General features: G+C 66.0%; 24 protein-coding genes. 12 read left to right on the top strand and 12 right to left on the bottom strand.

Going from position 1 to position 23,099, the window contains the following annotated elements; translation table 11 throughout:
• Positions 1-39 precede the first annotated feature (39 nt).
• Positions 40-606 carry a helix-turn-helix domain-containing protein gene (locus QO033_RS08400; protein ID WP_284480513.1) on the bottom strand — a complete coding sequence of 189 codons (567 nt, stop codon included), beginning with the start codon at positions 604-606 and terminating at the stop codon, positions 40-42.
• Positions 607-749: 143 nt separating this feature from the next.
• On the opposite strand from QO033_RS08400, the gene QO033_RS08395 reads away from it, so the two are divergent.
• Positions 750-1,925, top strand: a complete 1,176-nt coding sequence (locus QO033_RS08395; RefSeq protein ID WP_284480512.1) for an acetyl-CoA C-acyltransferase family protein — start codon at positions 750-752, stop codon at positions 1,923-1,925.
• Positions 1,926-2,481: 556 nt separating this feature from the next.
• Here the strand turns inward: QO033_RS08395 and QO033_RS08390 are convergent.
• Positions 2,482-3,216 (bottom strand): metallophosphoesterase, encoded by a 735-nt coding sequence (locus QO033_RS08390; protein WP_284480511.1) that lies wholly within the window; start codon positions 3,214-3,216, stop codon positions 2,482-2,484.
• A gap of 352 nt (positions 3,217-3,568) precedes the next feature.
• On the opposite strand from QO033_RS08390, the gene QO033_RS08385 reads away from it, so the two are divergent.
• Positions 3,569-3,943 (top strand): hypothetical protein, encoded by a 375-nt coding sequence (locus tag QO033_RS08385; protein ID WP_284480510.1) that lies wholly within the window; start codon positions 3,569-3,571, stop codon positions 3,941-3,943.
• 37 nt (positions 3,944-3,980) lie between these two features.
• Here QO033_RS08385 and QO033_RS08380 read toward each other — a convergent pair whose 3' ends face one another.
• From QO033_RS08380 to QO033_RS08370, 3 genes are all read right to left on the bottom strand, one after another.
• The gene (locus QO033_RS08380; RefSeq protein WP_284480509.1) at positions 3,981-4,586 is read right to left on the bottom strand and encodes a dimethylsulfonioproprionate lyase family protein; all 606 of its coding nucleotides are present in this window, start codon (positions 4,584-4,586) and stop codon (positions 3,981-3,983) included.
• A 149-nt stretch (positions 4,587-4,735) separates the two neighbouring features.
• The gene (serA, locus tag QO033_RS08375) at positions 4,736-6,334 is read right to left on the bottom strand and encodes a phosphoglycerate dehydrogenase (protein WP_284480508.1); all 1,599 of its coding nucleotides are present in this window, start codon (positions 6,332-6,334) and stop codon (positions 4,736-4,738) included.
• A 98-nt stretch (positions 6,335-6,432) separates the two neighbouring features.
• A complete protein-coding gene (locus QO033_RS08370) occupies positions 6,433-7,578 on the bottom strand; it encodes a phosphoserine transaminase (protein WP_284480507.1) in 1,146 nt (381 codons plus the stop codon).
• 269 nt (positions 7,579-7,847) lie between these two features.
• On the opposite strand from QO033_RS08370, the gene QO033_RS08365 reads away from it, so the two are divergent.
• Positions 7,848-8,903 carry an AI-2E family transporter gene (locus QO033_RS08365; protein WP_284480506.1) on the top strand — a complete coding sequence of 352 codons (1,056 nt, stop codon included), beginning with the start codon at positions 7,848-7,850 and terminating at the stop codon, positions 8,901-8,903.
• A 125-nt stretch (positions 8,904-9,028) separates the two neighbouring features.
• The gene (serB, locus tag QO033_RS08360; protein WP_284480505.1) at positions 9,029-9,904 is read left to right on the top strand and encodes a phosphoserine phosphatase SerB; all 876 of its coding nucleotides are present in this window, start codon (positions 9,029-9,031) and stop codon (positions 9,902-9,904) included.
• Between the two features lie 55 nt (positions 9,905-9,959).
• Here the strand turns inward: serB and QO033_RS08355 are convergent, their stop codons facing one another.
• A complete protein-coding gene (locus QO033_RS08355; protein ID WP_284480504.1) occupies positions 9,960-10,964 on the bottom strand; it encodes an asparaginase in 1,005 nt (334 codons plus the stop codon).
• A gap of 170 nt (positions 10,965-11,134) precedes the next feature.
• Here QO033_RS08355 and QO033_RS08350 point away from each other — a divergent pair, with 170 nt between their 5' ends.
• The 3 genes from QO033_RS08350 (at position 11,135) to QO033_RS08340 (ending at position 13,398) form a co-directional block, all read left to right on the top strand.
• Positions 11,135-11,677, top strand: a complete 543-nt coding sequence (locus tag QO033_RS08350; protein WP_284480503.1) for an invasion associated locus B family protein — start codon at positions 11,135-11,137, stop codon at positions 11,675-11,677.
• Between the two features lie 171 nt (positions 11,678-11,848).
• Entirely contained in the window at positions 11,849-13,054 is a 1,206-nt protein-coding gene (gene rlmN / locus QO033_RS08345; protein ID WP_284480502.1) for a 23S rRNA (adenine(2503)-C(2))-methyltransferase RlmN, read from the top strand.
• Positions 13,055-13,188: 134 nt separating this feature from the next.
• Positions 13,189-13,398: a hypothetical protein gene (locus QO033_RS08340; RefSeq protein ID WP_284480501.1), complete on the top strand. Its 210-nt coding sequence runs from the start codon at positions 13,189-13,191 to the stop codon at positions 13,396-13,398.
• A gap of 51 nt (positions 13,399-13,449) precedes the next feature.
• Here the strand turns inward: QO033_RS08340 and QO033_RS08335 are convergent, their stop codons facing one another.
• Both QO033_RS08335 and QO033_RS08330 read right to left on the bottom strand, forming a co-directional pair.
• Positions 13,450-14,457: a calcium-binding protein gene (locus QO033_RS08335; protein WP_284480500.1), complete on the bottom strand. Its 1,008-nt coding sequence runs from the start codon at positions 14,455-14,457 to the stop codon at positions 13,450-13,452.
• A gap of 100 nt (positions 14,458-14,557) precedes the next feature.
• Positions 14,558-15,403 carry an LOG family protein gene (locus QO033_RS08330; protein WP_284480499.1) on the bottom strand — a complete coding sequence of 282 codons (846 nt, stop codon included), beginning with the start codon at positions 15,401-15,403 and terminating at the stop codon, positions 14,558-14,560.
• A gap of 130 nt (positions 15,404-15,533) precedes the next feature.
• Between QO033_RS08330 and QO033_RS08325 the strand changes: the two genes are divergently transcribed.
• Complete coding sequence (locus QO033_RS08325; protein ID WP_284480498.1) at positions 15,534-16,454, top strand: threonine/serine dehydratase; 921 nt, start codon at positions 15,534-15,536, stop codon at positions 16,452-16,454.
• Positions 16,455-16,486: 32 nt separating this feature from the next.
• Here QO033_RS08325 and QO033_RS08320 read toward each other — a convergent pair whose 3' ends face one another.
• Complete coding sequence (locus QO033_RS08320) at positions 16,487-16,882, bottom strand: VOC family protein (RefSeq protein WP_284480497.1); 396 nt, start codon at positions 16,880-16,882, stop codon at positions 16,487-16,489.
• 81 nt (positions 16,883-16,963) lie between these two features.
• On the opposite strand from QO033_RS08320, the gene QO033_RS08315 reads away from it, so the two are divergent.
• Positions 16,964-17,605: a glutathione S-transferase family protein gene (locus QO033_RS08315; protein ID WP_284480496.1), complete on the top strand. Its 642-nt coding sequence runs from the start codon at positions 16,964-16,966 to the stop codon at positions 17,603-17,605.
• A gap of 146 nt (positions 17,606-17,751) precedes the next feature.
• Positions 17,752-18,579, top strand: a complete 828-nt coding sequence (dapD, locus tag QO033_RS08310; RefSeq protein ID WP_284480495.1) for a 2,3,4,5-tetrahydropyridine-2,6-dicarboxylate N-succinyltransferase — start codon at positions 17,752-17,754, stop codon at positions 18,577-18,579.
• 99 nt (positions 18,580-18,678) lie between these two features.
• On the opposite strand, the gene QO033_RS08305 is transcribed toward dapD, so the two are convergent.
• Positions 18,679-20,247 (bottom strand): choice-of-anchor L domain-containing protein, encoded by a 1,569-nt coding sequence (locus QO033_RS08305; RefSeq protein WP_284480494.1) that lies wholly within the window; start codon positions 20,245-20,247, stop codon positions 18,679-18,681.
• A 179-nt stretch (positions 20,248-20,426) separates the two neighbouring features.
• On the opposite strand from QO033_RS08305, the gene QO033_RS08300 reads away from it, so the two are divergent.
• On the top strand, positions 20,427-20,786 hold the full coding sequence (locus QO033_RS08300; RefSeq protein WP_284480493.1) for a hypothetical protein: 360 nt from the start codon (positions 20,427-20,429) through the stop codon (positions 20,784-20,786).
• 20 nt (positions 20,787-20,806) lie between these two features.
• Here the strand turns inward: QO033_RS08300 and QO033_RS08295 are convergent, their stop codons facing one another.
• Positions 20,807-21,157, bottom strand: coding sequence for an HNH endonuclease family protein (locus QO033_RS08295; RefSeq protein WP_284480492.1), 351 nt, complete (start codon positions 21,155-21,157; stop codon positions 20,807-20,809).
• A gap of 16 nt (positions 21,158-21,173) precedes the next feature.
• On the opposite strand from QO033_RS08295, the gene QO033_RS08290 reads away from it, so the two are divergent.
• Positions 21,174-22,436 carry a TIGR03862 family flavoprotein gene (locus QO033_RS08290; RefSeq protein WP_284480491.1) on the top strand — a complete coding sequence of 421 codons (1,263 nt, stop codon included), beginning with the start codon at positions 21,174-21,176 and terminating at the stop codon, positions 22,434-22,436.
• Here the strand turns inward: QO033_RS08290 and QO033_RS08285 are convergent.
• On the bottom strand, positions 22,406-22,996 hold the full coding sequence (locus QO033_RS08285) for a glutathione S-transferase family protein (protein ID WP_284480490.1): 591 nt from the start codon (positions 22,994-22,996) through the stop codon (positions 22,406-22,408). The genes QO033_RS08290 and QO033_RS08285 overlap by 31 nt on opposite strands.
• Positions 22,997-23,099 lie beyond the last annotated feature (103 nt).

Genomic DNA, 23,099 nt, shown 5'->3' with positions numbered 1-23,099 from the left:
GAAAAAATCTGTTTTAACGGATTTCGATGTCTGTCCGGCCTAGGCATCCTTCACGATCAGGAACACCCGTGCGGGCCCCTCCAGCGCCTCGATCGCATGGGGAATGTCGGCGGCGTAGCGGGCAGTATCCCCGGCGGTGAGGGTGTCGCTGGCGGCGCCGGAGCCGACCTGAACTTGCCCCTCCAGCACGGTGAGCTGCTCGGTGGCGCCGCGCTGGTGCGGCTGGCTGATCAGCTTGCCGCCGGCATCGAAGCGGATGTCGTAAACCTCGTGCCGGCCGGCTTCCTCAGGCGGCGACAGGATCAGGATATGGCAGCCCTGGCCCATCTCGATCCGCGGCGCGGCGCTGGCGCGCAGCACCTCGACCTCCGGGGTGCCGCCGGCGGCATCGTCCAGCAGCCCGGCGAAATCCATCTGCAGCGCCCGGGTCAGGTTCCACAGGGTCGAGATCGTCGGGCTGGATTCGCCGCGTTCGATCTGGCTGACCATCGACCGCGACACGCCCGACAGCCGCGCCACCGCTTCAAGCGACAGCCCCTTGGCGCGGCGCGCCTGTTTCAGCCGCTCCGGCAGGCGCGACAGGATATCGTCTGTTCTTTCCGTCATGACGGAATTCCTGCGCGGTGCCGGCGGACAAGTCAAGCCGGGCGCTGGCATCTGCCGCACCGTTTTGTCACAACGTCATGGGAAGACATTCCCCGACGGCCCCCCCATAATGCCGCCGAATCTGGACGAGGAGACATTCTGTCATGACCGAGATCGTAATTCTGGACGGCGCCCGCACCGCCATCGGCACCTTTGGCGGGTCGCTGTCCGGCATCGCCCCCATCGACACCGCGACCATTGCCGCCAAGGCCGCGATGGAGCGTTCCGGGGTCGAACCGGCGCAGATCGGCAATGTGGTCTTCGGCCACGTCATCAACACCGAGCCGCGCGACATGTACCTGTCGCGGGTGGCAGCGATCCAGGCCGGCATTCCCAATGGCACCCCGGCGATGAACGTCAACCGGCTGTGTGGCTCGGGCGCGCAGGCCATCGTCTCGGCGGTGCAGTCGCTGATGCTCGGCGATGCGGAGTTCGCCCTGGCCGGCGGTGCCGAAGCGATGTCCCGCTCGCCCTATATCCTGCCGCAAGCGCGCTGGGGCGCTAAGATGGGTGACATCAAGGCGCTGGACATGATGCTGGGGGCGCTGAGCTGTCCCTTCGGCACCGGCCATATGGGCGTGACCGCCGAGAATGTCGCCGATGAGCACAGCATCACCCGCGAGGCGCAGGACGCCTTCGCGCTGGAGAGCCAGAAGCGCGCCGCCGCCGCCATCGAGGCCGGTTATTTCGAGCGCGAGATCGTGCCGGTGCCGGTGAAGGTCAAGCGCGACATGGTGGATTTCAAGGTCGACGAACATCCCAAGGCCACCAGCGCCGAGGCGCTGGCCGGGCTGAAGACCGTTTTCAAGAAAGACGGCACCGTCACCGCCGGTAACGCCAGCGGCATCAACGACGGCGCGGCGGCGGTGGTGCTGGCCACGGCGGAAGCGGCACAGCGTGCCGGCCTGAAACCCAAGGCGCGGGTGCTGGGCTATGCCCATGCCGGCGTGCGGCCCGAGGTGATGGGCATCGGCCCGATCCCGGCGGTGCAGAACCTGCTGAAGAAGACCGGCCTGAGCGTCGGCGACTTCGACGTGATCGAATCCAACGAGGCCTTCGCCGCCCAGGCGCTTGCGGTCAGCAACGAGCTTGGACTCGACCCGGCCAAGGTGAACCCGAACGGCGGCGCCATCGCGCTGGGCCATCCGGTGGGGGCCACCGGGGCGCTGATCACCGTCAAGGCGCTCTATGAACTGGAGCGGACTGGCGGCTCCAAGGCGCTGATCACCATGTGCATCGGCGGCGGTCAGGGCATCGCCCTGGCGATCGAACGCATCTGATGTCGGCGCGGGGGGCTGTCTGCCCCCCGGTTGCCCGTGCCGGGCAGGGGCTGCGCCCCCGGCCCCCCGAGGATATTTCCAGCCAGAAAAAGCCGGTGCCGCGCAGAGATCGCGGCGTCGGCATTTTCTTTGTCCTGTTTTCTTTGCCCTGCCGGGCGCGGGGCAGGAAAGAGGCGGCGATTTCCGACCGGAGCATCGCCATGGACAGTCTTGCGCCCTCCCTCACCTAAGCCGCGGCGCTGTCGATCGCGGCGGCGATCCCGGGGCGCGGCATTGCGGCACTGGTGGGGTGGGCGTTGGAGGAGCTGGCGTTCCTGAGCGTCGCGGTCGCCGGGTTCGCGGCGGTGGCGCAGATCTTTGCCGGGGTGTTTCGGGTGGTGAAGCCGCTGGGGCGGCTTTCCTGCTCTACCTGGCCTCTGTGTTCTGGAGCGGCCAGGACGGGCCGATCCGGATCGAGGCTGGCCGGACACCCTCAGGGCGCTGAACCGGGTGGTCGCCGGTGCGCTGAACCCTGAGGCCGGCGGCCAAGGCGCGCTGCTGCGACCGGCCTGAGCGGTCAGCCCGCCGGGGTCAGCGGTACCCGGCCCGCATCGGTCAGAAGCCAGCAGGCAGTGCCCTCGAACACCGCCGGATGCAGCGGCCGGCCGTAGCCGGTGCCGCCGTCCAGATCGACGCGATTGCCGAAATGCTGCGGATGCTCCAGCGCGGTATGGCCGTGAACCACCAGCCAGGGGTGCGGTCTGGGGTCGGAAAGGAAGGGTTCGCGGATCCAGATCAGATCCTCCGGGTCCTGCGCGTCGAAGGCAATGCCGGGGCGCAGGCCGGCGTGAACGAAGAGCAGCGCCTCCCGGATCAGGTGGCGCGGGCGGGATTGCAGGAAGGCCAGATGCGCCGCCGGCACCGCGGCGGCCGCAGCGGCGAAGAGATCGGAGAGCGGCGTGTCTGCCTCCGCCTCGATCCCGTAGGAGCGCAGGGTGTCGAACCCGCCGACACGTTCGTGCAGCCAAGTGATGCCGGAGCGGATGCGCGGATCATGTACCACACCGCCCTGCAGGAAGCTGGCGAACATCCGGTCGTGGTTGCCCAGCAGGACATGCCAGCGCCGCCCGGCGTCGAGCCCGGCCTGCAGCCGCGCGATCACCCCGCGGCTGTCGGGGCCACGATCCACCAGATCGCCGGTAAAGACCACCTCTGCCTCCGGGCCGCCATCGGCGGCGATCAGCTCCAGCGCGCGATCGAGAAAATTGCGTCGCCCGTGGATGTCGGCCACGGCATAAATCGGGTCTGTCATCGGATCTGCCTTGCGCTCTGGCCCGGCGCGCGGGACGCGCTCCGGCGTTTGGCCCCGTGATGCCGCAAAGCGCCGCCGGGCGAAAGGGGCGGCGCGGAGAAATCGGGCTCCCCCAGCCGGGGGCGGTCAGAGGCTGACCGGAGCCGGTTCCGCCTGCCGCCGGTTTGATCGTCGTGGCAGTGACCGGTCTGTCACGACCGCGCGATCCCCGGCGGCGGGCGCGCGGATTCCTGTTCCCAATCGCTTTCCCTTGCGTCAGTCTGTCGCAGGGTGCGTGTGGGGTCGGGCACCCAGCCAAAGGCGGGTGCGCGATGATGCGACAACCGCGTTAGCCAAACGAGGGACGGAACAGATGAACGGACTTGCGAAATATTTCATGCTTCTGGGCGTGCTTGCCGCGATCATCGGCATGGCCTGGGGCATTCAGATGTCGGCCTCTGGCAATCACATGATGGCGGCAGCGCATGCGCATCTGAACTTGCTGGGATGGGTGAGCTTTGCGCTCTTCGCTTTCTACTATCACAGCGTGCCGGCCGCGGCCGGGGGCATGTTGGCGCGGATCCACGCGGCCGTCGCCACACTGGGCCTGGTGACCATCGTGCCGGGGATAGTCATGGCGCTGAACCACAGCGGCGAGACGCTGGCCAAGCTGGGGTCGGTTCTGACGCTGCTGTCGATGCTGACCTTTGCCGTCGTGGTGCTGACCAGCGGCCGGGGCCGGGGCTGAGCCCGCGGTCCGCGTCAGGACAAACAGGGTCTGGGCGTCACAGGCCGAAGGCGCCCAGACCGTCATGGATGCGGTAGGAGTCGACACCGATATCCCCGCTCCACCGCCAGATCGCCAAAACCCCCTCGGGGCCGGTTTCGCAGGCGTGCGGGAGATAGGTGCTGTGATGCACGTAATCGCCGGGACCCATCTGTTTCTGGGTATCTCCGGCAGTCCAGAGCGCGCGACCGGCGATGATCGCATAGGTTTCCGCAGCCGCATGGGAGTGCAGCCCGTAGCGGGTGTCGGGCCGCTGATAGAACAGGCCGACCCGCAGGGTGTTTGAAAAGATCGGCGAGTCCGGCCCCATCAGATCGCTGCTGACATAGGACGACAGCGCCTCGGCCGAGGCCTGGCCAGAGACCGGGTTGATCCCCCAGGGAATCTGATCCAGCACTGCAAGCATGGCGGCGGCCACCGGCAGCGGTGAGGTCTGCAGCAGATCGCGGATCGGATCGGTATCGACCATCCCGGTCAGCGGGGTCAGTTCCGGATTGGCCAGCGCACAGAGGGCGGCGGCCGTCTCGACCGCCTCGGGGCGGCCTTCAGCTTCGAAAATCGCCGCCATCGCGGCAAAGAAATCCAGAACGGTGGTCTGCTGCATCCGCGTCCTGAGCCTCCTGGCAAGGGGGTGGTCATTCGGGTGCAGCATCAAACGAATCGGGCCGCCGCATCTGTTCATGCGGCGACCCGTTCGATGTCGTTTTCAGCCTTGCACCGGTGCCGGGGCGGCCGGCCCCGGCAGAGCCGGGATCAGGCGATCTCGAATTCCAGCGGCTTGACCTGACGGAACAGGCCGGTGGCTTTCAGCGCGTCGACGGCAGTGGCGTTCATCGGCTCGTCCAGATAGGCGATGGCGATCGCCTCGCCGCCCTGGGATGCCCGGCCGAGGGTGAAGTTGGCGAGGTTCACGTTGTTCTCACCCAAGAGCGAGCCGAGCTTGCCGATGATACCCGGCACGTCCTCGTTGGTGGTGTAGAGCATATGCTCGCCGACTTCGGCGTCGATGTTGATGCCCTTGATCTGGATGAACCGCGGCTTGCCGTCCGAGAAGACGGTGCCGGCGATCGACCGCTCGCGGCTGTCGGTGACGACGGTCAGCTTGATATAGCCTTCGAAGACGCCCGACTTGTCCTGATTGGTGGTCGAGATCTTGATGCCGCGTTCCTTCGCCGCCACCGGCGCGGAGACCATGTTCACCTCGGGGTTGAACTTCTTCATGATCCCGGCGACGGCGGCGCAGTTCAGCGCCTCCAGGTTCATTTCGGCGGCCACACCGTCATAGAGGATGTTGATGGCCTTCACCGGTTCCTCGGTCATCTGGCCGATGAAGTTGCCCAGATGGCCGGCCAGCTTGATCCAGGGGCCCATCACCTTGGCTTCCTCGGCGGTGACCGACGGCATGTTCAGCGCGTTGGTGACGGCGCCGGTCAGCAGGTAGTCCGACATCTGCTCGGCGACCTGCAGGGCGACGTTTTCCTGTGCCTCGGTGGTGGCAGCGCCCAGGTGCGGGGTGCAGACCACGTTCGGCAGGCCGAACAGCACGTTTTCCTTCGCCGGCTCTTCCGAGAAGACGTCGAAGGCGGCGCCGGCGACATGGCCGGATTTCAGCAGCTCGGCCAGCGCCTCTTCGTCCACCAGACCGCCGCGGGCACAGTTGATGATGCGCACGCCCTTCTTGGTCTTGGCCAGGTTTTCCTTCGACAGGATGTTGCGGGTCTGATCGGTCAGCGGCACGTGCAGGGTGATGAAGTCGGCGCGTTTCAACAGATCGTCGAGGTCTTCGATCTTCTCGACGCCCATCTTGTCGGCCTTTTCCTGGCTCAGGAACGGGTCATAGGCGATGACCTTCATCTTCAGACCGCGGGCGCGGTCGCAGACGATGCCACCGATGTTGCCGGCACCGATCACGCCCAGGGTCTTGCCGGTCAGCTCGACCCCCATGAATTTCGATTTCTCCCATTTGCCGGCATGGGTAGAGGCCGAGGCCTCGGGGATCTGACGTGCCACTGCGAACATCATGGCGATCGCATGTTCGGCGGTGGTGATCATGTTGCCGAAGGGGGTGTTCATCACGATGACACCCTTTTTCGACGCGGCTTCCTTGTCGATGTTGTCGGTGCCGATGCCGGCGCGGGCGATCACCTTCAGGTTGGTGGCGTTTTCCAGGATCTTCTCGGTCACCTTGGTGGCCGAGCGGATCGCCAGGCCGTCATAGGCGCCGATCACCTCGGCCAGCTTGTCCTTGTCTTTGCCCAGATCGGGCTGGAAATCGACATCGATGCCGCGGTCTTTGAAGATTTGAACGGCGGCGGGCGACAGTTTGTCGGAAATCAGAACTTTGGGGGCCATGTCGGGCGCTCCTTCAAAAGTCAGAAAAAGGGGGAAGGGCTGGCGGGATCACCCCGCCATGCCGATAAGCTCTGCACGGGCCGGAGCCCGCTGCGGTCTTATTCCTGCTCTGCGATGCAGGCCTCGAAGGCCCATTTCAGCCAGAGCGTCAGTTTTTCCAGATCGGCTGCTTCGATCGTCGCACCACACCAGATGCGAAGGCCGGCGGGCGCATCGCGATAGGCACCGATGTCATAGGCGGCGTTGTAATCTTCCAGCTTCTTGGCGACGGCCTTGGCGAAGGCGGCCGGATCCTTGATCCGGTCGTCGGTGAACTTCAGGCAGACGGAGGTGTTCGACCGGGTGGCCGGTTCCTCGGCCAGGTTGTCGATCCAGTCGTGCTCGTCGCAGAAGTCCCAGATCACCTTGGCGTTGGTGTCGGCGCGTTTCATCAGCGCCGGCAGGCCGCCGATCTTCTGGCCCCAGTCCAGCGCGACCAGGTAATCCTCGACCGCCAGCATGGAGGGGGTGTTGATCGTCGCACCGGTGAAGATGCCGTCGATCAGCTTGCCGCCCTTGGTCATGCGGAAGATCTTCGGCAGCGGCCAGGCCGGGGTATAGCTTTCCAGCCGTTCGACCGCGCGGGGGCTGAGGATCAGCATGCCGTGGGCCGCTTCGCCGCCCATCACCTTCTGCCAGGAGAAGGTGGTGACATCCAGTTTGTCCCAGGGCAGGTCCTGCGCGAAGGCGGCCGAGGTGGCGTCGCAGATGGTCAGACCTTCGCGGTCGGCCGGGATCGCGTCGCCGTTCGGCACCCGCACACCCGAGGTGGTGCCGTTCCAGGTGAAGACCACATCGTTGTTGAAGTCGACGGTGGCGAAATCGACGATCTGACCGTAGTCGGCGGTTTTCACCTCGGCGTCGATTTTCAGCTGTTTGACCACATCGGTGACCCAGCCGGCGCCGAAGCTTTCCCAGGCCAGCATCTCGGCCTTGCGGGCGCCCAGAAGCGACCACAGCGCCATTTCGACGGCGCCGGTGTCCGAGGCGGGCACGATACCGATCTTGTAGTCAGCGGGAACCCCGAGGATGTCGCGAGTCGTTTCGATCGCGGCTTTCAGCTTGTCCTTGCCGACCTTGGCACGGTGCGAGCGGCCCAGAGCCGCATCAGCAAGCATATCGAGGTTGTAATGGGGGATCTTGGCGCAGGGGCCAGAGGAAAAACGCGGATTCGCCGGCCGCGTGGCCGGATGTTTGTCAGTCATATGACTTAACCTTCCAGATAAGCGCCCCTCGTTGGGGAGGGGTGTCCCGCGGTCGGATATACGGGCGATTCTCGGGCCGCGCAACAGCGCAGATGTCGCTGTCGTCGAATAATGCGTCGGTTTTTCGCTCTGCCTCAAAGATGCCGTCTCCTATCGGAAACAGCCGTTCGTATCGCTGTCGCAGGGGGCTGCCCATTGCGGGGCGGGGCCGGGACTGATTTGCTGGGGCTGCCGCGGCGACGCGGTCCAGATCGGGAGACGGGCGACAAATGCAGATCGAAGGGCGCAACCGGCTGATGGTGACGACCTATTCGGTCGCGCTGATGCTGATGATCGGCTGGCTGCTGCGGGTGGGGCAATCAATCCTGCTGCCGGTGCTGGTGGCGGTGATCGTCGTCTACATCCTGACCACGGCCGCCGATGCGATGGTGCGGCTGCCGGTGCTGGGCCGGCTGGGGCGGCGCTGGCGGCGGCTGATCGTCCTGGCGGCGATTCTGGCCGGGGTGCTGATCCTGGCCGCCTTCATCACGTCGAACGCGGCGGCGATTTCCGCCGCGGTGCCGGGCTATGCCGAGAATTTCGATGCGCTGCAGGCCCGGTTCCTGCATCTGATCGGGGTCGATGAGCTGCCCAGCTGGACCGGGCTCAGCCAGCGGCTGATGGATATGCTCGACATCACCAACCTGATGCCGGTGGTGCTCAGCACGATCACCAATGCCGGGTCGGTGGTGGTGGCCGCCGCGCTCTATGCGATCTTCATCATCGCCGAGCTGGACGGGCTGCCGGAGAAGACCCGCCGCGCACTGGACCGCAGTGCCCAGGCTGAGCGGACGCTGGATGTGGTGCGCCAGATCAACGAACGGATCGGCGGGTATCTCGCGGCCAAGACGCTGGTCAATGTCATCCTCGGGTTGGTGTCGCTGGGAGTGCTATGGCTTCTCAAGATCGACTTTCCGGTGTTCTGGGCGATCCTGATCGCGCTGTTGAACTACATCCCCTATATCGGTTCGGTGATCGCGGTGGCTTTCCCGGTGACCACCGGGCTGGTGCAATATGCCTCATTCGGTCATGCGGCGCTGGCGCTGACGGCGCTGATGATTCCGCAGATCGCCGTGGCCTATTACATCGAACCGAAGTTTCTCGGCCGATCGGTCAACCTGTCGCCCTTCACCGTGCTGCTGGCTCTGGCGATCTGGACGGCGATCTGGGGGATGATGGGGGCGATCCTCGCCATTCCGCTTACCGCCATGGTGATGATCATCCTGGCGGAGCTGCCGAGCACGCGGTTCATCGCGGTGCTGATGTCGGAAACCGGCGACCCCTGAGCCGGTCGCGGCGGGGCGGGGGGCGGACCCGCGCAGGGGCGGTATGTGCCGCAGGGGCTGGTGTGCGCCCCGTTCCCGGCGCTATTACCGGCGCGAATCTGTCCTCAGACCCCGGAGCGTCGCCGATGTATGTCGCCACCCTCATGACTTCTTCTTCCGGGCCGGAGCTGGATCCGGCCCTGGTCTCTTCGCTGCGCAACGCCTGGGGGGGCGGCGAGGCGAAATGGCTGGCCCCCGACCGGGTGGCGGAATTCCCGCTGCCGCAGCTGCCGGAAAACCGCTGGGATGTCTGGCAGGATCTGCAGAACATGGCTGTCGATCTGGTGGTGCAACCGGCCGAGGGGCGCCGCAAGAAGATGCTGCTGGCCGATATGGATTCCACCATGATCCAGCAGGAGTGCATCGACGAGCTGGCCGATGTCGCCGGCGTCGGCGATCACGTCAAGGCGATCACCGCCCGCGCGATGAATGGCGAGCTCGACTTCGAAGGCGCGCTGATCGAGCGGGTCAGCCTGCTGAAGGGGCTGCCGGCGCAGGTGATCGAACAGGTGCTGGAAGACCGCATTACCCTGATGCCGGGCGGCCGGGAGCTGCTGGCGACGATGCGCGGCAACGGTGCCTATGCGGTGCTGGTCTCCGGCGGGTTCACGGCCTTCACCCAGACCGTGGCCGCCTGGCTGGGATTCGACGAAAACCGCGCCAACACGCTGATTGTCGAGGGCGAGGTTCTGGCCGGCACGGTGCAGATGCCGATCCTGGGCCGCGCTGCCAAGGTCGAGGCGCTGGAACAGGTTACCGCGCGGCTCGGGCTGTCCGAGGCCGAGGTGATCGCGGTGGGCGATGGCGCCAACGATCTGGGCATGCTGGGCCGGGCCGGCACCGGCGTGGCGCTGCACGCCAAACCGGCGGTGGCGGCGGAATGCGATGTGCGGGTGAACTTCGGCGATCTCACCGCCCTGCTCTATATCCAAGGCTATGCGCAGGACGAGTTCCTGGGCTGACCTTACCGCGTCCGATGCCCGGGCGGTCGGCCCGGGCATGGCGATCCGGCGGGACCTAGAACGCGCCGCGCAGGCCGGCTGCGGCCCGGATCTGGCCGACCGCGATGTTGCGGCGGTTCAGCAGCGGCGGCGCCATGCGTTTGATCGCGGCGGGATGATCCGCCTCCAGCACGCCCAGACCCACCAGAATCGCGGTGATCGCCGCTTCGCTGGCGCGGGTGGCGCCATCGGCGATCTTCAGGGCGATCCCCAGTTTCTGTTCCGGCAGGATGGCAACGAAGACGCCCTCTGCCCCGGTCTTGACTGCGACCCGCCCCTCCATGGCGCGCATCAGCTCGGTACAGGCGCGGCCTTCGCCGGCGACCAGATCGGGATGCGCGCGCATGGCGTCGACCAGCGCCGCGCCGGCCACGCTCTGGGCATCGCTGCGCGCGGCGGCCGAGGCGAACCAGGACATGGCACGGGCCAGCCCGTGCAGCGTGGTCTGGAAATTCGGCGCCGAACAGCCGTCGATGCCATAGCCGGGGCTGGTCAGGCCGGTGACCTCTTCGAAGGCGGTGCGCACCGCCTGCTGCACCGGGTGGTCGATCTCGACATACTCCGGCCCGGCACCCAGATGCTGCGACAGGGTGAGAAAGCCGCAATGCTTGCCGGAACAGTTGTTGTGGCACTGGCAGGGCGCCGCATCGGCGCGGATCAGCCCGTAGCGGGCATCGCGGTCGTCGGGCATCTGCGGGCCGCAGCGCAGATCGTCGTCGCCCAGCCCCAGATCCGCCAGCCAGGCGTTGACCCGGTCGGTGTGGATCGCCGCACCGTTGTGCGAGGCGCAGGCCAGCGCCAGCTGTTCGCTGCTGAGCCCGCGGGCCCGGGCGGCGCCGGAACTGACCAGCGGCAGCGCCTGAATCATCTTGCAGGAGCTGCGCGGATAGATCAGCGCCTCCGGGTCGCCCCAGGCCTGAACGATGTCACCAGCGGCATCGCAGACCACGGCATGGCCCAGATGCAGGCTTTCCAGCAGGTCGGCGCGCCAGATTTCGGCGAGGGGGACAGGATTGGTCATCATAAGCTCCGCAATTTGGCGAAATTCTGCCAATCGCCCTTTCGCCCGTGGCGGAAATTACGCTACTGTGCCTATGTCGGCAAGCGAAGGCCGCGCGATCAAACAGACAGTCCGAAGACTGCAGGCGCGGCAGAGCGATTGAGGTAAAGGACAGTCTGGAGGCTGGACAAATGGGATCGAAACACGCCCGCGCGCTCGTGGGCCTGTGCTTGGCCGCAGCGGCCACTTTTTCCGGGACACTTCCCGCGTTCGCGCAGGAGCAAAGCACCAATCGGGTCGCCGCCAAGACCGACTGGAGCGTGTTCGTCGAGGATGAACCGAAAGAATGCTGGGGCGTCTCCGCCCCCAAGGAAACGGTGAACACCCGCGATGGCCGGGTGGTGGCGGTGCGACGCGGCGATATCCTGCTGTTCGTCTTCTACCGTCCGGCGGCCGGGGTGACAGGGCAGGTGACATTCACCGGCGGCTATCCTTTCGCCACTGGCTCCACCGTCAATCTGAAGATCGGCGACGATGAGTTCGAACTGTTCACCGAGGGCGAATGGGCCTGGCCGGCGAGCGAGTCCGACGATGCCAAGATCATCGCGGCGATGAAACGCGGCGCCGACGCGGTGCTGACGGCGCGGTCCTCGCGCGGTACGCAGACCCAGGATACCTTCTCGCTCCTCGGCTTCACCGCCGCGGTCGAGGATGCCGAGGCGCGCTGCAAGTAAGCCCGGCAGACCGTCTGCCTTTGAGGGATGCGCCCGGCCGGACAGCGGCCCGTGCTTCGGCACGGGCGGAATCCTTTTGATTCCGGCGCAAAACCCTATATAGGGGCGATCTGCCCCGAAAACCGCCTTCGAACGATCCAGAACCGTTCCGCAACCGCGAAAGCCTGTCCGATGTCATCCGATGCCCCCTCTGCCCGCGCGCCGATCACCCAGGACGTCATGACCATTCCCCGCAAGCTGCCTGAGGCAGAGCGGGTCAATCTGGTCGGCTTGACGCGGGATCAGATGCGCGAGGCGCTGATCGCCGCCGGCACGCCGGAGAAGCAGGCGAAGATGCGCACCGGCCAGATCTGGCAGTGGATCTATCAGTGGGGGGTGCGCGATTTCGCCCAGATGACCAATCTGGCGAAACCCTATCGCGCCATGCTGGCCGAGAAATTCTCGGTCGACATCCCCGAGGTGGTCAGCCGGCAGGTCAGCAATGACGGCACCCGAAAGTATCTGGTGCGCATCGCCGGCGGTCATGAGGTCGAGGTGGTCTATATCCCCGAGGAGGATCGCGGCACGCTCTGCGTCTCCAGCCAGGTGGGGTGCACCCTGACCTGTTCGTTCTGCCATACCGGCACCCAGAAACTGGTGCGCAACCTGACCGCGGCAGAGATCGTCGGCCAGGTGATGATGGCGCGCGACGATCTGGACGAATGGCCGGTGCCGGGCGCACCCAAGGACGAAACGCGGCTGCTGTCCAACATCGTGCTGATGGGCATGGGCGAGCCGCTCTATAATTTCGACAACGTGCGCGACGCGATGAAGATCGCCATGGATCCCGAGGGGATCTCTCTGTCGCGCCGCCGCATCACCCTGTCGACCAGCGGCGTCGTCCCCGAGATCGCCCGCACGGCGGAGGAGATCGGTTGCCAGCTGGCGATTTCCTTCCATGCCACCACCGACGAGACCCGCGATGTTCTGGTGCCGATCAACAAGCGCTGGAAGATTGAGGAACTGCTGAACGCGCTGGCGACCTATCCCAAGGCGTCGAATTCCGAGCGGATCACCTTCGAATACGTGATGCTGAACGGGGTCAACGACACCGATGAGGATGCGCATCGGCTGATCAAGCTGATCAAGGACCACAAGATCCCGGCCAAGATCAACTTGATCCCCTTCAACGAATGGCCCGGCGCCCCCTATAAACGGTCGTCGAACAACCGCATCCGCGCCTTCGCCGACATCATCTACAAGGCCGGCTATGCCTCGCCGATCCGCACGCCGCGGGGCGAGGATATCATGGCGGCCTGCGGTCAGTTGAAATCGGCCACCGAACGCGCTCGCAAGTCGCGCCGCCAGATCGAAGCAGAGGCCGGAGTCACCCGCTGACCCGGTCGATTGCCCGTCTTTCGGGAACAATCACGCGCTGCGCCCCAAAAATTCCCTAATTCCGGTACAATTAAGCCGCCATCAACAATCAGTTTCCATACTGCAAACAACAAAACCGCAGGAGGAATTGAGCAATGGCACAGGCAATCATTCACCGCGCAACGATCGAGGCTCCGGTTCTGGACCTGCTGATGCGCGAACGTCAGAAGGCGCTGAGCCCGCGGGAATGGAAATTCCGGCTGATGGGCTACGGCTATGCCATCAAGGAGGTCGGCGGCCGCCAGATGGTGACCAAGCTGCCGCAGAACACCATGCTGGGTGTGCTGCCCACCGATCTGCACTGAACCGGTCCGGGACCCGGCTGTGTCGGCACAGCCGGCCGGACCAGCGCGCGCTCAGCCGAAATCGAAGCCGTCGGGCAGCAGCAGCCAGTCGGTCTGACGGGGGGCGAATGTGTCCTGCCCCTCCAGGAGGAGACCTCGATCGGCGATACCGTCGCCGTTCTGATCGATCTCCACATAGCCGTTCTTCATGCGGATTTCGAACCGGCCCTCGGTGCCGGAAAACGCCTTCTTGCCGATATAGCGGATCTCGTCCACGTCGGCGAAATTGAACAGCAGATAGCTGTCGTTGCTCAGGTCGATCTGATCGCCCTGACGCTTGTTGAAATCGGTGATCGTGGTCGACACGTCACCGGCGCCGAACCAGGCGCCGGGTTGGAACAGGTCGGCGCCCTTGCCGCCGGTCCAGACATTGTCGCCATTGCTGTCGGCGAAGAACGTATCCTTGCCGGCCTGCCCGAACAGACGGTCAGAGCCGTCCTTGCCGAACAGGAAATCGTCACCGCCGCCGCCCAGCAGCCGGTCATCGCCGGCATGGCCATCCAGGTGATCGTTGCCGAGCCCCCCGATCAGCCGGTCGTCGCCCAGACCGCCGTTCAGGCTGTCGTCGCCGCGCGCGCCGTTCAGGATGTCGTCGGTGACCGATCCGTTCATGTTGTCGGCGCCGGGGGTCAGCTTGCCGCGCACCCCGGTGTTGGTCAGTTCGTTCCAGATCAGGGTGGACGGCTGCACATTCACGATCCGGGACAGGTCGATGCCGGAATTGACCTGCAGCACCCCGACGGTCTCACCGTCGATCTTCATGATCGCCCGGGTCACCGGACCCGACCAGGTGCTATCGGTCTTGCTGAAATCCCCCTTCAGCACCAGCCCGTAGCTGATCGACCCGTCCGGACCGCTGAGGCTGGTGCCGAGATCGACGGTCGTGCCGGCCTTGCCCCGGGGCAGCGCCGCCGCCCAGCTGTCAGGATCAAATTTGAGGTGGGAATTGGTCAGAAGAAACAGGAAGTTATCATAGAGCGTCGCTGGCGTGGCCAGAGACTTCAGAACAGAAAAAGTCATCAAAAAATTCCGATACAAAGCTTCAAGGCCGCCCCAGGGCGGTCAGGGAAGGCTAGACAGGTCGTGGCGACCTGGCAATCGGGAAACGTCGGCGCTGCCGTCAGTCGCGGCCGGGAATCTGGTTGCGCGGCGGCGCGGGTTCCCATTCGTCGATCAACTGCGCCGCCTCGGCGGCGCTGTCGACGAAGCGGAACAGATCGAGGTCCTGCTGAGAGATCGTACCGGCATCGGCCAGCGCCTCCCAGTTGATGACCTTTTCCCAGAACGCACGGCCGAACAGCAGGAAAGGCACTCGTTCCATCCGGCCGGTCTGGATCAGGGTGAGGGATTCGAACATCTCGTCCAGCGTGCCGAAGCCGCCGGGAAAGATGCAGATCGCCCGTGCCCGCATCAGGAAGTGCATCTTGCGGACGGCGAAATAGTGGAAATTGAAGCTCAGGTCCGGGGTCACATACTGGTTTGGCGCCTGTTCATGCGGCAGCACGATGCTGAGCCCGATGGAAATCCCGCCGGCCTCGGCGGCACCGCGATTGCCGGCCTCCATCACGCCGGGCCCGCCACCGGTGGCGACGACGAATTCGCGGTTGTTGGTGGCCAGCGACCGTTCGGTCATCAGCCGGGCGAATGCGCGTGCCTCCTCGTAGAACTGCGACAGCTCCGCCAGGGTCTCGGTGCGGGCGGTGTGTTTCTGCGCCGGCTCGGGAATCCGCGCGCCGCCGAACAGCACGATGGTGCTCTTGATCTGGCGCTCTTCCAGCAGAAGCTGCGGTTTCAGCAGTTCCAGTTGCAGCCGGACCGGGCGCAGCTCATCGCGAAACAGGAATTCCTCATCGGCGAAGGCCAGTCGGTAGGAGGGGGAGCGGCTCTGTGGGGTATCGGGGATCTGGCGGGCTGTGCTGCGGTCGCTCTGGGCATCGCGGAATACGCTGTGACGATCGTCGCTCATTCACCGGTCCTCTTGTCTCTCTCCCTCTGGCTTAGCGCGTTCGCGAGGCTGTGACCAGACGCTGCGGCGCGCGTTGTCTCTGCCGTCGAAGCGGGGTTATCTGGGCGCGCGACAACCGGAGGGACGGCAGATGGTCAATCGAAGCGAAATCGATGCAGCGGCAGCGCGGATCGCGGAACATATCCAGCGGACACCGGTGATGCAGGTACGGGGCTTCGGCCTGCCCTATTCGGTGGAGATGAAGCTGGAGCAGACCCAGCATACCGGCAGCTTCAAGGTGCGCGGCGCCTTCAACACGCTGTTGTCGCAGCCGGTGCCGGCGGCCGGGCTGGTCGCTGCGTCGGGGGGCAACCACGGTGCCGCGGTGGCCTATGCCGCCCAGACGCTGGGCCACCGGGCGGCGATCTTCGTGCCGGAGATGGCCGGCCCGGCCAAGCTGGCGCTGATCGAACGCGCCGGGGCGGATCTGCATGTTGTGCAGGGCGAATATGCCAATGCCTTCCAGGCGGCGCTGGAATATGAGGCGGAAACCGGCGCGGCGCAGATCCATGCCTATGACGCACCGGCGACGGTGGCGGGGCAGGGCACCTGCATGCGCGAATGGGAAGAGCAGGGGCTGCAGGCCGATACCGTGCTGATCGCGGTGGGCGGTGGCGGCCTGATCGCCGGGGCGCTGGCCTGGCTGCGCGGCGCGCGCAAGGTGGTCGCGGTCGAACCAGAGACCTCCTCGGCGCTGCATTCGGCGCTGGTTGCCGGGGCGCCGGTGGATGTCGAGGTGTCGGGCATTGCCGCCAATGCGCTGGGGGCGCGGCGGATCGGCACCATCTGCTTCGATCTGGCCCGCGCGTTCGAAGCGCAGTCGGTGCTGGTTTGCGATGCGGCCATCGCCGATGCGCAGCGCGCCCTGTGGCAGGAGCGGCGCCAGCTGGTGGAACCCGCGGGGGCCACCGCGCTGGCGGCGCTGATGTCGGGCGCCTACCGTCCGGCGCCGGGCGAAAAGGTCGCCGTTCTGGTCTGCGGTGGCAATATCGCGCCCGATCCGCTGGCCTGATCGGGTCTGGCTGCTGGGGCGGCGGGGCGGCGTTACAGATAGCGTCCGCCGCGCTGCAGCACCTCGATCTGATAGCCGTCAGGGTCGGCGACGAAGAAGAACTTGGCGATCACCTCGCCGCCGGGCGCGAACTCCACCAGCTGGCGCGGCGCCAGCCCGGCGGCCTCGAAACGGGCGTGCTCGGCCTCCAGATCGGCGACGGAAACCGCCAGATGGCCGTAACCATCACCCGGATCGTAGGGCTCTGTCCGGTCCTTGTTGATGGTCAGCTCCAACTCGAATTCGGTCTCGGGGTTGCTGAGGTAGACCAGCGTGAAGCCCGGGAAATCCAGCCGGTCGGCCACCTTCAGCCCGAAGGCTGTGTCGTAGAAGGCGACCGAGCGTGTTTCGTCCAGCACACGGATCATGCTGTGGATCTGTTTGGCCATCTGTTTCTCCAGTCCTGCGTTGCACCTGGCCGGCGGTTGGCCGACCATGGGGTGGCTTTCGGATCGCATGAGGACCCGCCGATGTCCAATCCCCAGACTGCCGACGTGACGCTCTATGCCTATCCGCCCAGCTCCTACTGCCAGAGTGTGGGCATGATGCTGGCGGAATGCGGAATCGTGCCGCGGGTGGTGACGGTCGATCCCTTCGGCGGCAGCGGTTCCATCCCGCATCCGTTCGGCGCGGTGCCGGTGCTGGAGGACGGGAGCTTCGCGCTCTACGAGACGGCGGCGATTCTGCGCTATCTCGATGCCGCCTATGCCGGCGGCCGGTTCACCCCGGCGGCGCCGCATGCTCTGGCCCGGATGGCCCAGGTCGAAGGGATCGCCGACAGTCAGGGCTATCGCGCCTTCGTGCGCCAGGTCTATGGCGAGCGGATTTTCGCGCCGCTTGAGGGGGAGCGCCCCGACGAGGCGGTCATCGCCGAAGGCATGGTCGCGGCCCGCGCGGTGCTGGCGGCACTGGAGGCGATCGCGGCAGAGGGGCTGGTGCTGACCGGATCGGCCCTGACGCTGGCCGATGTGCATCTGGCCCCGATGATGGGGTTTTTCGCGGCGACCCCGGAGGGGGCGGCTGCGCTGGCGAGCCATCCGGCGCTGTCGGCCTGGTTCGGCGCGATCGCCGGGCGGCGGAGTTACCGCGAGACCAGCCCGCTGGGGCGCTGATCCGGTCGCTGGCCAAGCCGGTCCGCAGGATCATATGAAGCGCTGCTGCCCCGGTCGCCGCCATCGTTATCTTGCCCCGTGCGCGCGTCCCGGTTTATAGGCGATCTGACGCCACGACCGACCATGAGCGAAGAGGAAGACGACCCATGTCCAACGCCCAACTGGAAGCCGCCATCGAGGCCGCCTGGGAAACCCGCGACCAGATCACCCCGCTGACCGGCGGCGAGACCCGCGAAGCCATCGAGGACACGCTGAATGCGCTGGATTCCGGCGCCCTGCGGGTGGCGGAGAAACAGGAAGACGGCAACTGGCACGTCAACCAGTGGGCCAAGAAGGCGGTTCTGCTGGGGTTCCGTATCAAGGACATGGAAATGCAGGACGGCGGCCCGCAGGGCGGCGGCTGGTGGGACAAGGTCGACAGCAAGTTCAAGGGCTGGGGCGACAACGAATGGGGCGCGGCCGGCTTCCGCGCGGTGCCGAACTGCGTGGTGCGCAAATCGGCCTATATCGCCCCGGGCGCGGTGCTGATGCCCTCTTTCGTCAACCTCGGCGCCTATGTCGACAGCGGCACCATGGTCGACACCTGGGCCACGGTGGGCTCCTGCGCGCAGATCGGCAAGAACTGCCACATCTCCGGCGGTGCCGGCATCGGCGGCGTGCTGGAACCGCTGCAGGCCGGCCCGGTGATCATTGAGGACAACTGCTTCGTCGGCGCCCGGTCGGAAGTGGCCGAAGGCGTGATCGTGCGCGAGGGCTCGGTGCTGGGCATGGGGGTCTTCCTCGGCCAGTCGACCAAGATCGTCGACCGCGAGACCGGTGACGTCAGCTATGGCGAAGTGCCGCCCTATTCCGTCGTTGTCGCCGGCACCATGCCGTCGAAGAACGGTGTGAACCTCTATTGCGCGGTGATCGTGAAGCGGGTGGACGAGCGTACCCGGTCGAAAACCGGCGTGAACGAGCTGCTGCGCGACTGATCCGGCACAGCCGGCGACCCAGACCAGGAAAAAGGGGCGGCCCGCCGGGACCGCCCCTTTTTTCATCCTGTGCCTGGCGGGCGACGGTGTGTGCCGTCCTCAGTCGGCCAGCAGCGCCTTGCTCTCATAGCTTTTCAGCGGCAGCCGCGCCGCCGGGCCATAGGCCTCCGGCCCGTGTTCGGCGACCGCCGGCATCAGCCGCAGCAATTCGTCCCGGGTTTCGGCATCGAAACTGTCCAGCGTCTCGTCGCCGGGGTGATAGCTTTCGCTCTCCAGCCCGTTGCCGCGGATGATCTGGTGTTTTTCGAACAGCAGGTGGACATAGGTGACCGCGCTGTTGTCTCGGCGCAGACGGATGGTCTGGTCGTTCAGCAGGTCCTTGGCCTTCACCAGGATCTCGCTTTCGCCGAACATCAGCTCGGCGCGCAGCGACCGCAGCATCACCCGGTGGTTCTGCGACAGTTCGACCCGGCCGTGATCGCCAAGCGCGCCGGCCTCGATCACCACGGGGGCATCGCGGCCTTCGGCGCGGCGGGTGGCGCGGCCGCACCAGCGGATCGGCTGGGCGCCGTTGTCTTCGGTCAGCACCAGATCGCCGGGTTTCAGATCCTCCACCGCGACCGGCCCGTTGGGCGTGTCCACCAGGGTGCCGGCAACCAGGCAGGGCACCGTCGTCATCTTGACGAAGGCGGTGTCTGTGTTGCCGTCGCTGTCGGTCACCTCGTAGGTGAAGGTATTGGTTTCGTCGTCGCCATCGGGGTGGATCGTCACCGTGCCGTCGGCGTTCAGCGTCACCTCCTCGCCCGAGGGCAGGGTGATGGTGTCGCCGGCATGAACGTTCTGGCCGTTGATCTTGGTGATCGTCAGTGTCGCGCCGGTGGTGCTGGTGTCGTTGGCCAGCAGGTCGAAGGTTCCGGAATCACCCTCGACCGTGATGATGTCATCGCCCGCGATCAGCGCGCATTGGATCGAATCCCCGGCGATCAGCAGGTTACTGTCGTATTTCGCGTCGCCGCCATCGGCGATGGCGATCTTGATGTCGTTGACCTCGCCGGCGTTCACATCCGCCTTCAGCGTCAGGGTGACGGTGAACCCGTCCATCTCGGTGTTGTAGAGATCGAGGCTCTGCGGGTTGTCGACGTAGAGGTTGGAGTTGCTCTCGTCATTGATGTTGTTGATGGTGATGTCGCCGGTGCCGACCGTCAGCTCTGCCTTGACGCCATTGACCCAGATGCCCACCGCATCGTTGAAGCCGGAATTGACGTATTCCAGATATTCCTCCGACGAGAAGACAACCTGCATGGTCAGGGTGTCGCCATCGGGGACGAATTCCGCCTCGAATACCGCGGCGTCGTAGGTTTTCACGCCCGACAGCTTGTCCAGGTCGGAATCGCCGGGATCGCGCAGGTTGGTGCCGGTGGAGGCCGAGTTGTTCGCATCGCCCCAGCTGTTGGTGACGTCCTGCGCCTCACCGGTGGAGAGAATCACGCCGGAATCCGACGGGGTCAGATCCGGGGCGACGCTATCGCCGTTCGAATAGATGCCGGAAGCCCGGGAATCGCCGGTATAACTGGCCGAAATGATATTAATGCCGGAGCCGAACATGGCTTCGGCCATATCCATCGCCGATGCAGACGTGTCGATCGGAAGCTCGGAAGCTGTAACCATTGTATGCCTCAATCGTTATAGACGGCGACTTGCTGACGCCTGTTCTTATGATGGGATCATGAATAAAGAATTGGGCGAAAATATGCACTTCGAATCGAATTATCGGAAAATTTACCGGAAACATGCGGTCATGAGGTAACGGTTGACCCCTCTGCCCGGCTGCGGATAAGGCAGGCGCCATGACAGACAAGCCCAAAGTTTCGCGTCAGCAGGTCTATACGCTGCTGGTTCAGATCGGCCGCAAGACCGGCGATGGCCTGCCCGAGGGGGCCACCGGGGCGGCGCTGATGTGCTATGCCTCCGGCGTGGACGAGGCCGAGGCGGTGCGGGAAACCGTGGCGATCCTGAAACAGGCCGATACCGCGCCGCTGGATGTGACAGGGTATGGCACCCTGGCTGAGCGCGAAGAGGCCGGCCATGAGATCGATGCCGACGAGCGCGCGCTGATGCAGCGGGCGTTGGACGAGAACGCGGTGATCGTGGCGCAGATGACGCCCTTCTTCGGCGATGAGATGGCGCAGGAGCTGCCGCTGCAGTAAGGCGCGTTGCCGGGGGCGGATCAGCGCCGCCGCCGTGGGCCTGGAACCCGCGACCGGAAGCCGGGCGGGCGTTTGCGCACCCAGTCGATGAAGCTTGCCAGGTGGGGATGGGCCTGCAGCGCCGCGATGGTGTGGTAATTCCGCGCCAGCTGACTTTCGGTCAGTGTGGCGTGGATTTCGCGATGGCAGATATCGTGTAACAGGACAGTTGGCCCGCCCTTGCCACCCCTGAGCCGGGGGATCAGGTGATGCCGGCTTTGCGCGACATCCGCCGGGATCGGCCGGCCGCAAAGCGGGCAGATCGGGTCGCCGGTGGCGGCATCGTGGGCGGCGGGCGAAAACGAACGGGCGTCGGGCCTGGGGTCTGGCATCGGAAGAGGTCGAAAGGTGGAATTGGCGACGAGCGTGGCGGAGCCCGGGGCAGAGCACAACCCCCGGGCCGTGGTGATCGGCGGGGGGCCTGCCGGGCTGATGGCGGCGGAGATGCTGGGCCGGGCCGGGGTGCCGACCCTGGTGGCTGAGGCAAAACCCTCGCTGGGGCGCAAATTCCTGATGGCCGGGAAATCCGGTCTGAACCTGACCAAGGCCGAGCCGCCGGAGCAATTCCTGACCGCCTATGGCGCCGCGTCGGAGTGGCTGGCGCCGATGATCGGGGCCTTCGGTCCCGACCGGGTGCGGGACTGGGCGCAGGAGCTGGGTCAGCCGGTCTTTACCGGGTCGACCGGGCGGGTGTTTCCCGAAACGATGAAGGCCTCGCCGCTGCTGCGGGCCTGGCTGGCGCGGCTGTCGAGGCTGGGGGTTGGCTGGTCCACCCGATGGCGCTGGCTGGGCTGGCAGGACGATGCGCTGCTGTTCGACACCCCCGAGGGGCCGCGGACGCTCCGGCCCGGAGTGACGGTTCTGGCTCTGGGCGGGGCCAGCTGGGCGCGGCTGGGGGCCGATGGGGCCTGGGCGCCGCTGCTGGAGGCCCGGGGGGTGGAACTGACGCCCTTCGCGCCTTCGAACGTCGGGCTGCTGGTGCAATGGTCGGCGCCGATGCAGGCGCGGTTCGGCCAGCCGCTGAAAGGGGTACGGTTCTGCGCCGGCCGTTTGCAGTCGCGGGGGGAGGCAGTGATCTCCAGCCGCGGGCTGGAGGGCGGCGGGCTCTATCCGCTGACCCCGGCGCTCCGGGCCGGGGCGCCGCTGACCGTCGATCTGCTGCCCGATCTGCCGCTGGAGGTGGTGGCGGCGCGACTTGCACGGCCGCGCGGCAAGACCAGCCTCAGCACCCATTTGCGCAAGGCGCTGAAACTCGATCCGGCGCGGCTGGCGCTGGTGATGGAATTCAGCCGGCCGCTGCCGTCCGATCCGATGGCGCTGGCGCGGCGGATCAAGGAGCTGCCGCTGCATCACGCCGGGCTCCGGCCGCTGGACGAGGCGATCTCGACTGCCGGTGGGGTCCGCCACGCGGCGCTCGATGCCGATCTGATGTTACGGGCGTTGCCGGGGGTCTATTGCGCCGGCGAGATGCTGGACTGGGAGGCGCCGACAGGTGGCTATCTGCTGACTGGCTGCCTCGCCACCGGCCGTTGGGCGGGCCGCGCCGCGGCGGCCCGTCTCTCCGCGCCGCCGGCCCGGGCTCAGGACACCAAGGCCAGCGTGCGGCCGTAGGCCTCGCGCCCGCGCAGCGCCTTGAAATAGGCGTTCATCGTCTCATCCTCCAGCGGGAAGCCTGCGCTTTTGGCCCAGCCGAGGCAATGGACGCAGAGGATATCGGCGATCGTCATCTGGTCTCCCTGCAGGAAGGGGCCGGCGAAACGATTGCCGAGCCGCGCCAGATTGCGTTCGAATTCCCATTTCAGGCTGTCGGTGACGCCGGGCACCCGCATGTCCTCGGGCAGCACCGCGCGGTGCCGCGCCGCGGTCCAGAGCACCGCATCGAATTCGTCCAGGATGGTATGGCTCAGCGCGTCCTGATGCGCCCGTTCGACGCTGCCGGCGGGATAGGTGAACCGCCCGTGTTTATCGGCCAGATAGGTGATGATGGCCACCGAATCGGTCAGCACCGCGTCGCCGTCCGCCAGGATCGGGATCTTGCCCGATGCGTTCAGCGCCAGCGCCTCGGCGCTGTGTGGCTTGATTTCGTGCAACTCGTACCGCTGGCCGAGCTCTTCGAGCATCCACAGAACGCGGAACGCGCGGCTCGCCACGGCGCCATAGACTTTATACATGCCGATGTCCTTTCTTGGGTCGCGGCAGTCTTGATCGGCCGGCGCCGGCGGCGCAAGGGTTGGCGTGACGACGACAGCGACAGCGCCGGCGGCGCGGGAGGAT

The sequence above is a fragment of the Pseudodonghicola flavimaris genome (genome assembly GCF_030164425.1).
GTDB classification, from domain to species: Bacteria; Pseudomonadota; Alphaproteobacteria; order Rhodobacterales; family Rhodobacteraceae; genus Pseudodonghicola; species Pseudodonghicola flavimaris.
The sequence above is the reverse complement of the archived record's forward strand: the minus strand, read 5'-3'. Positions and strand labels throughout refer to the sequence as shown.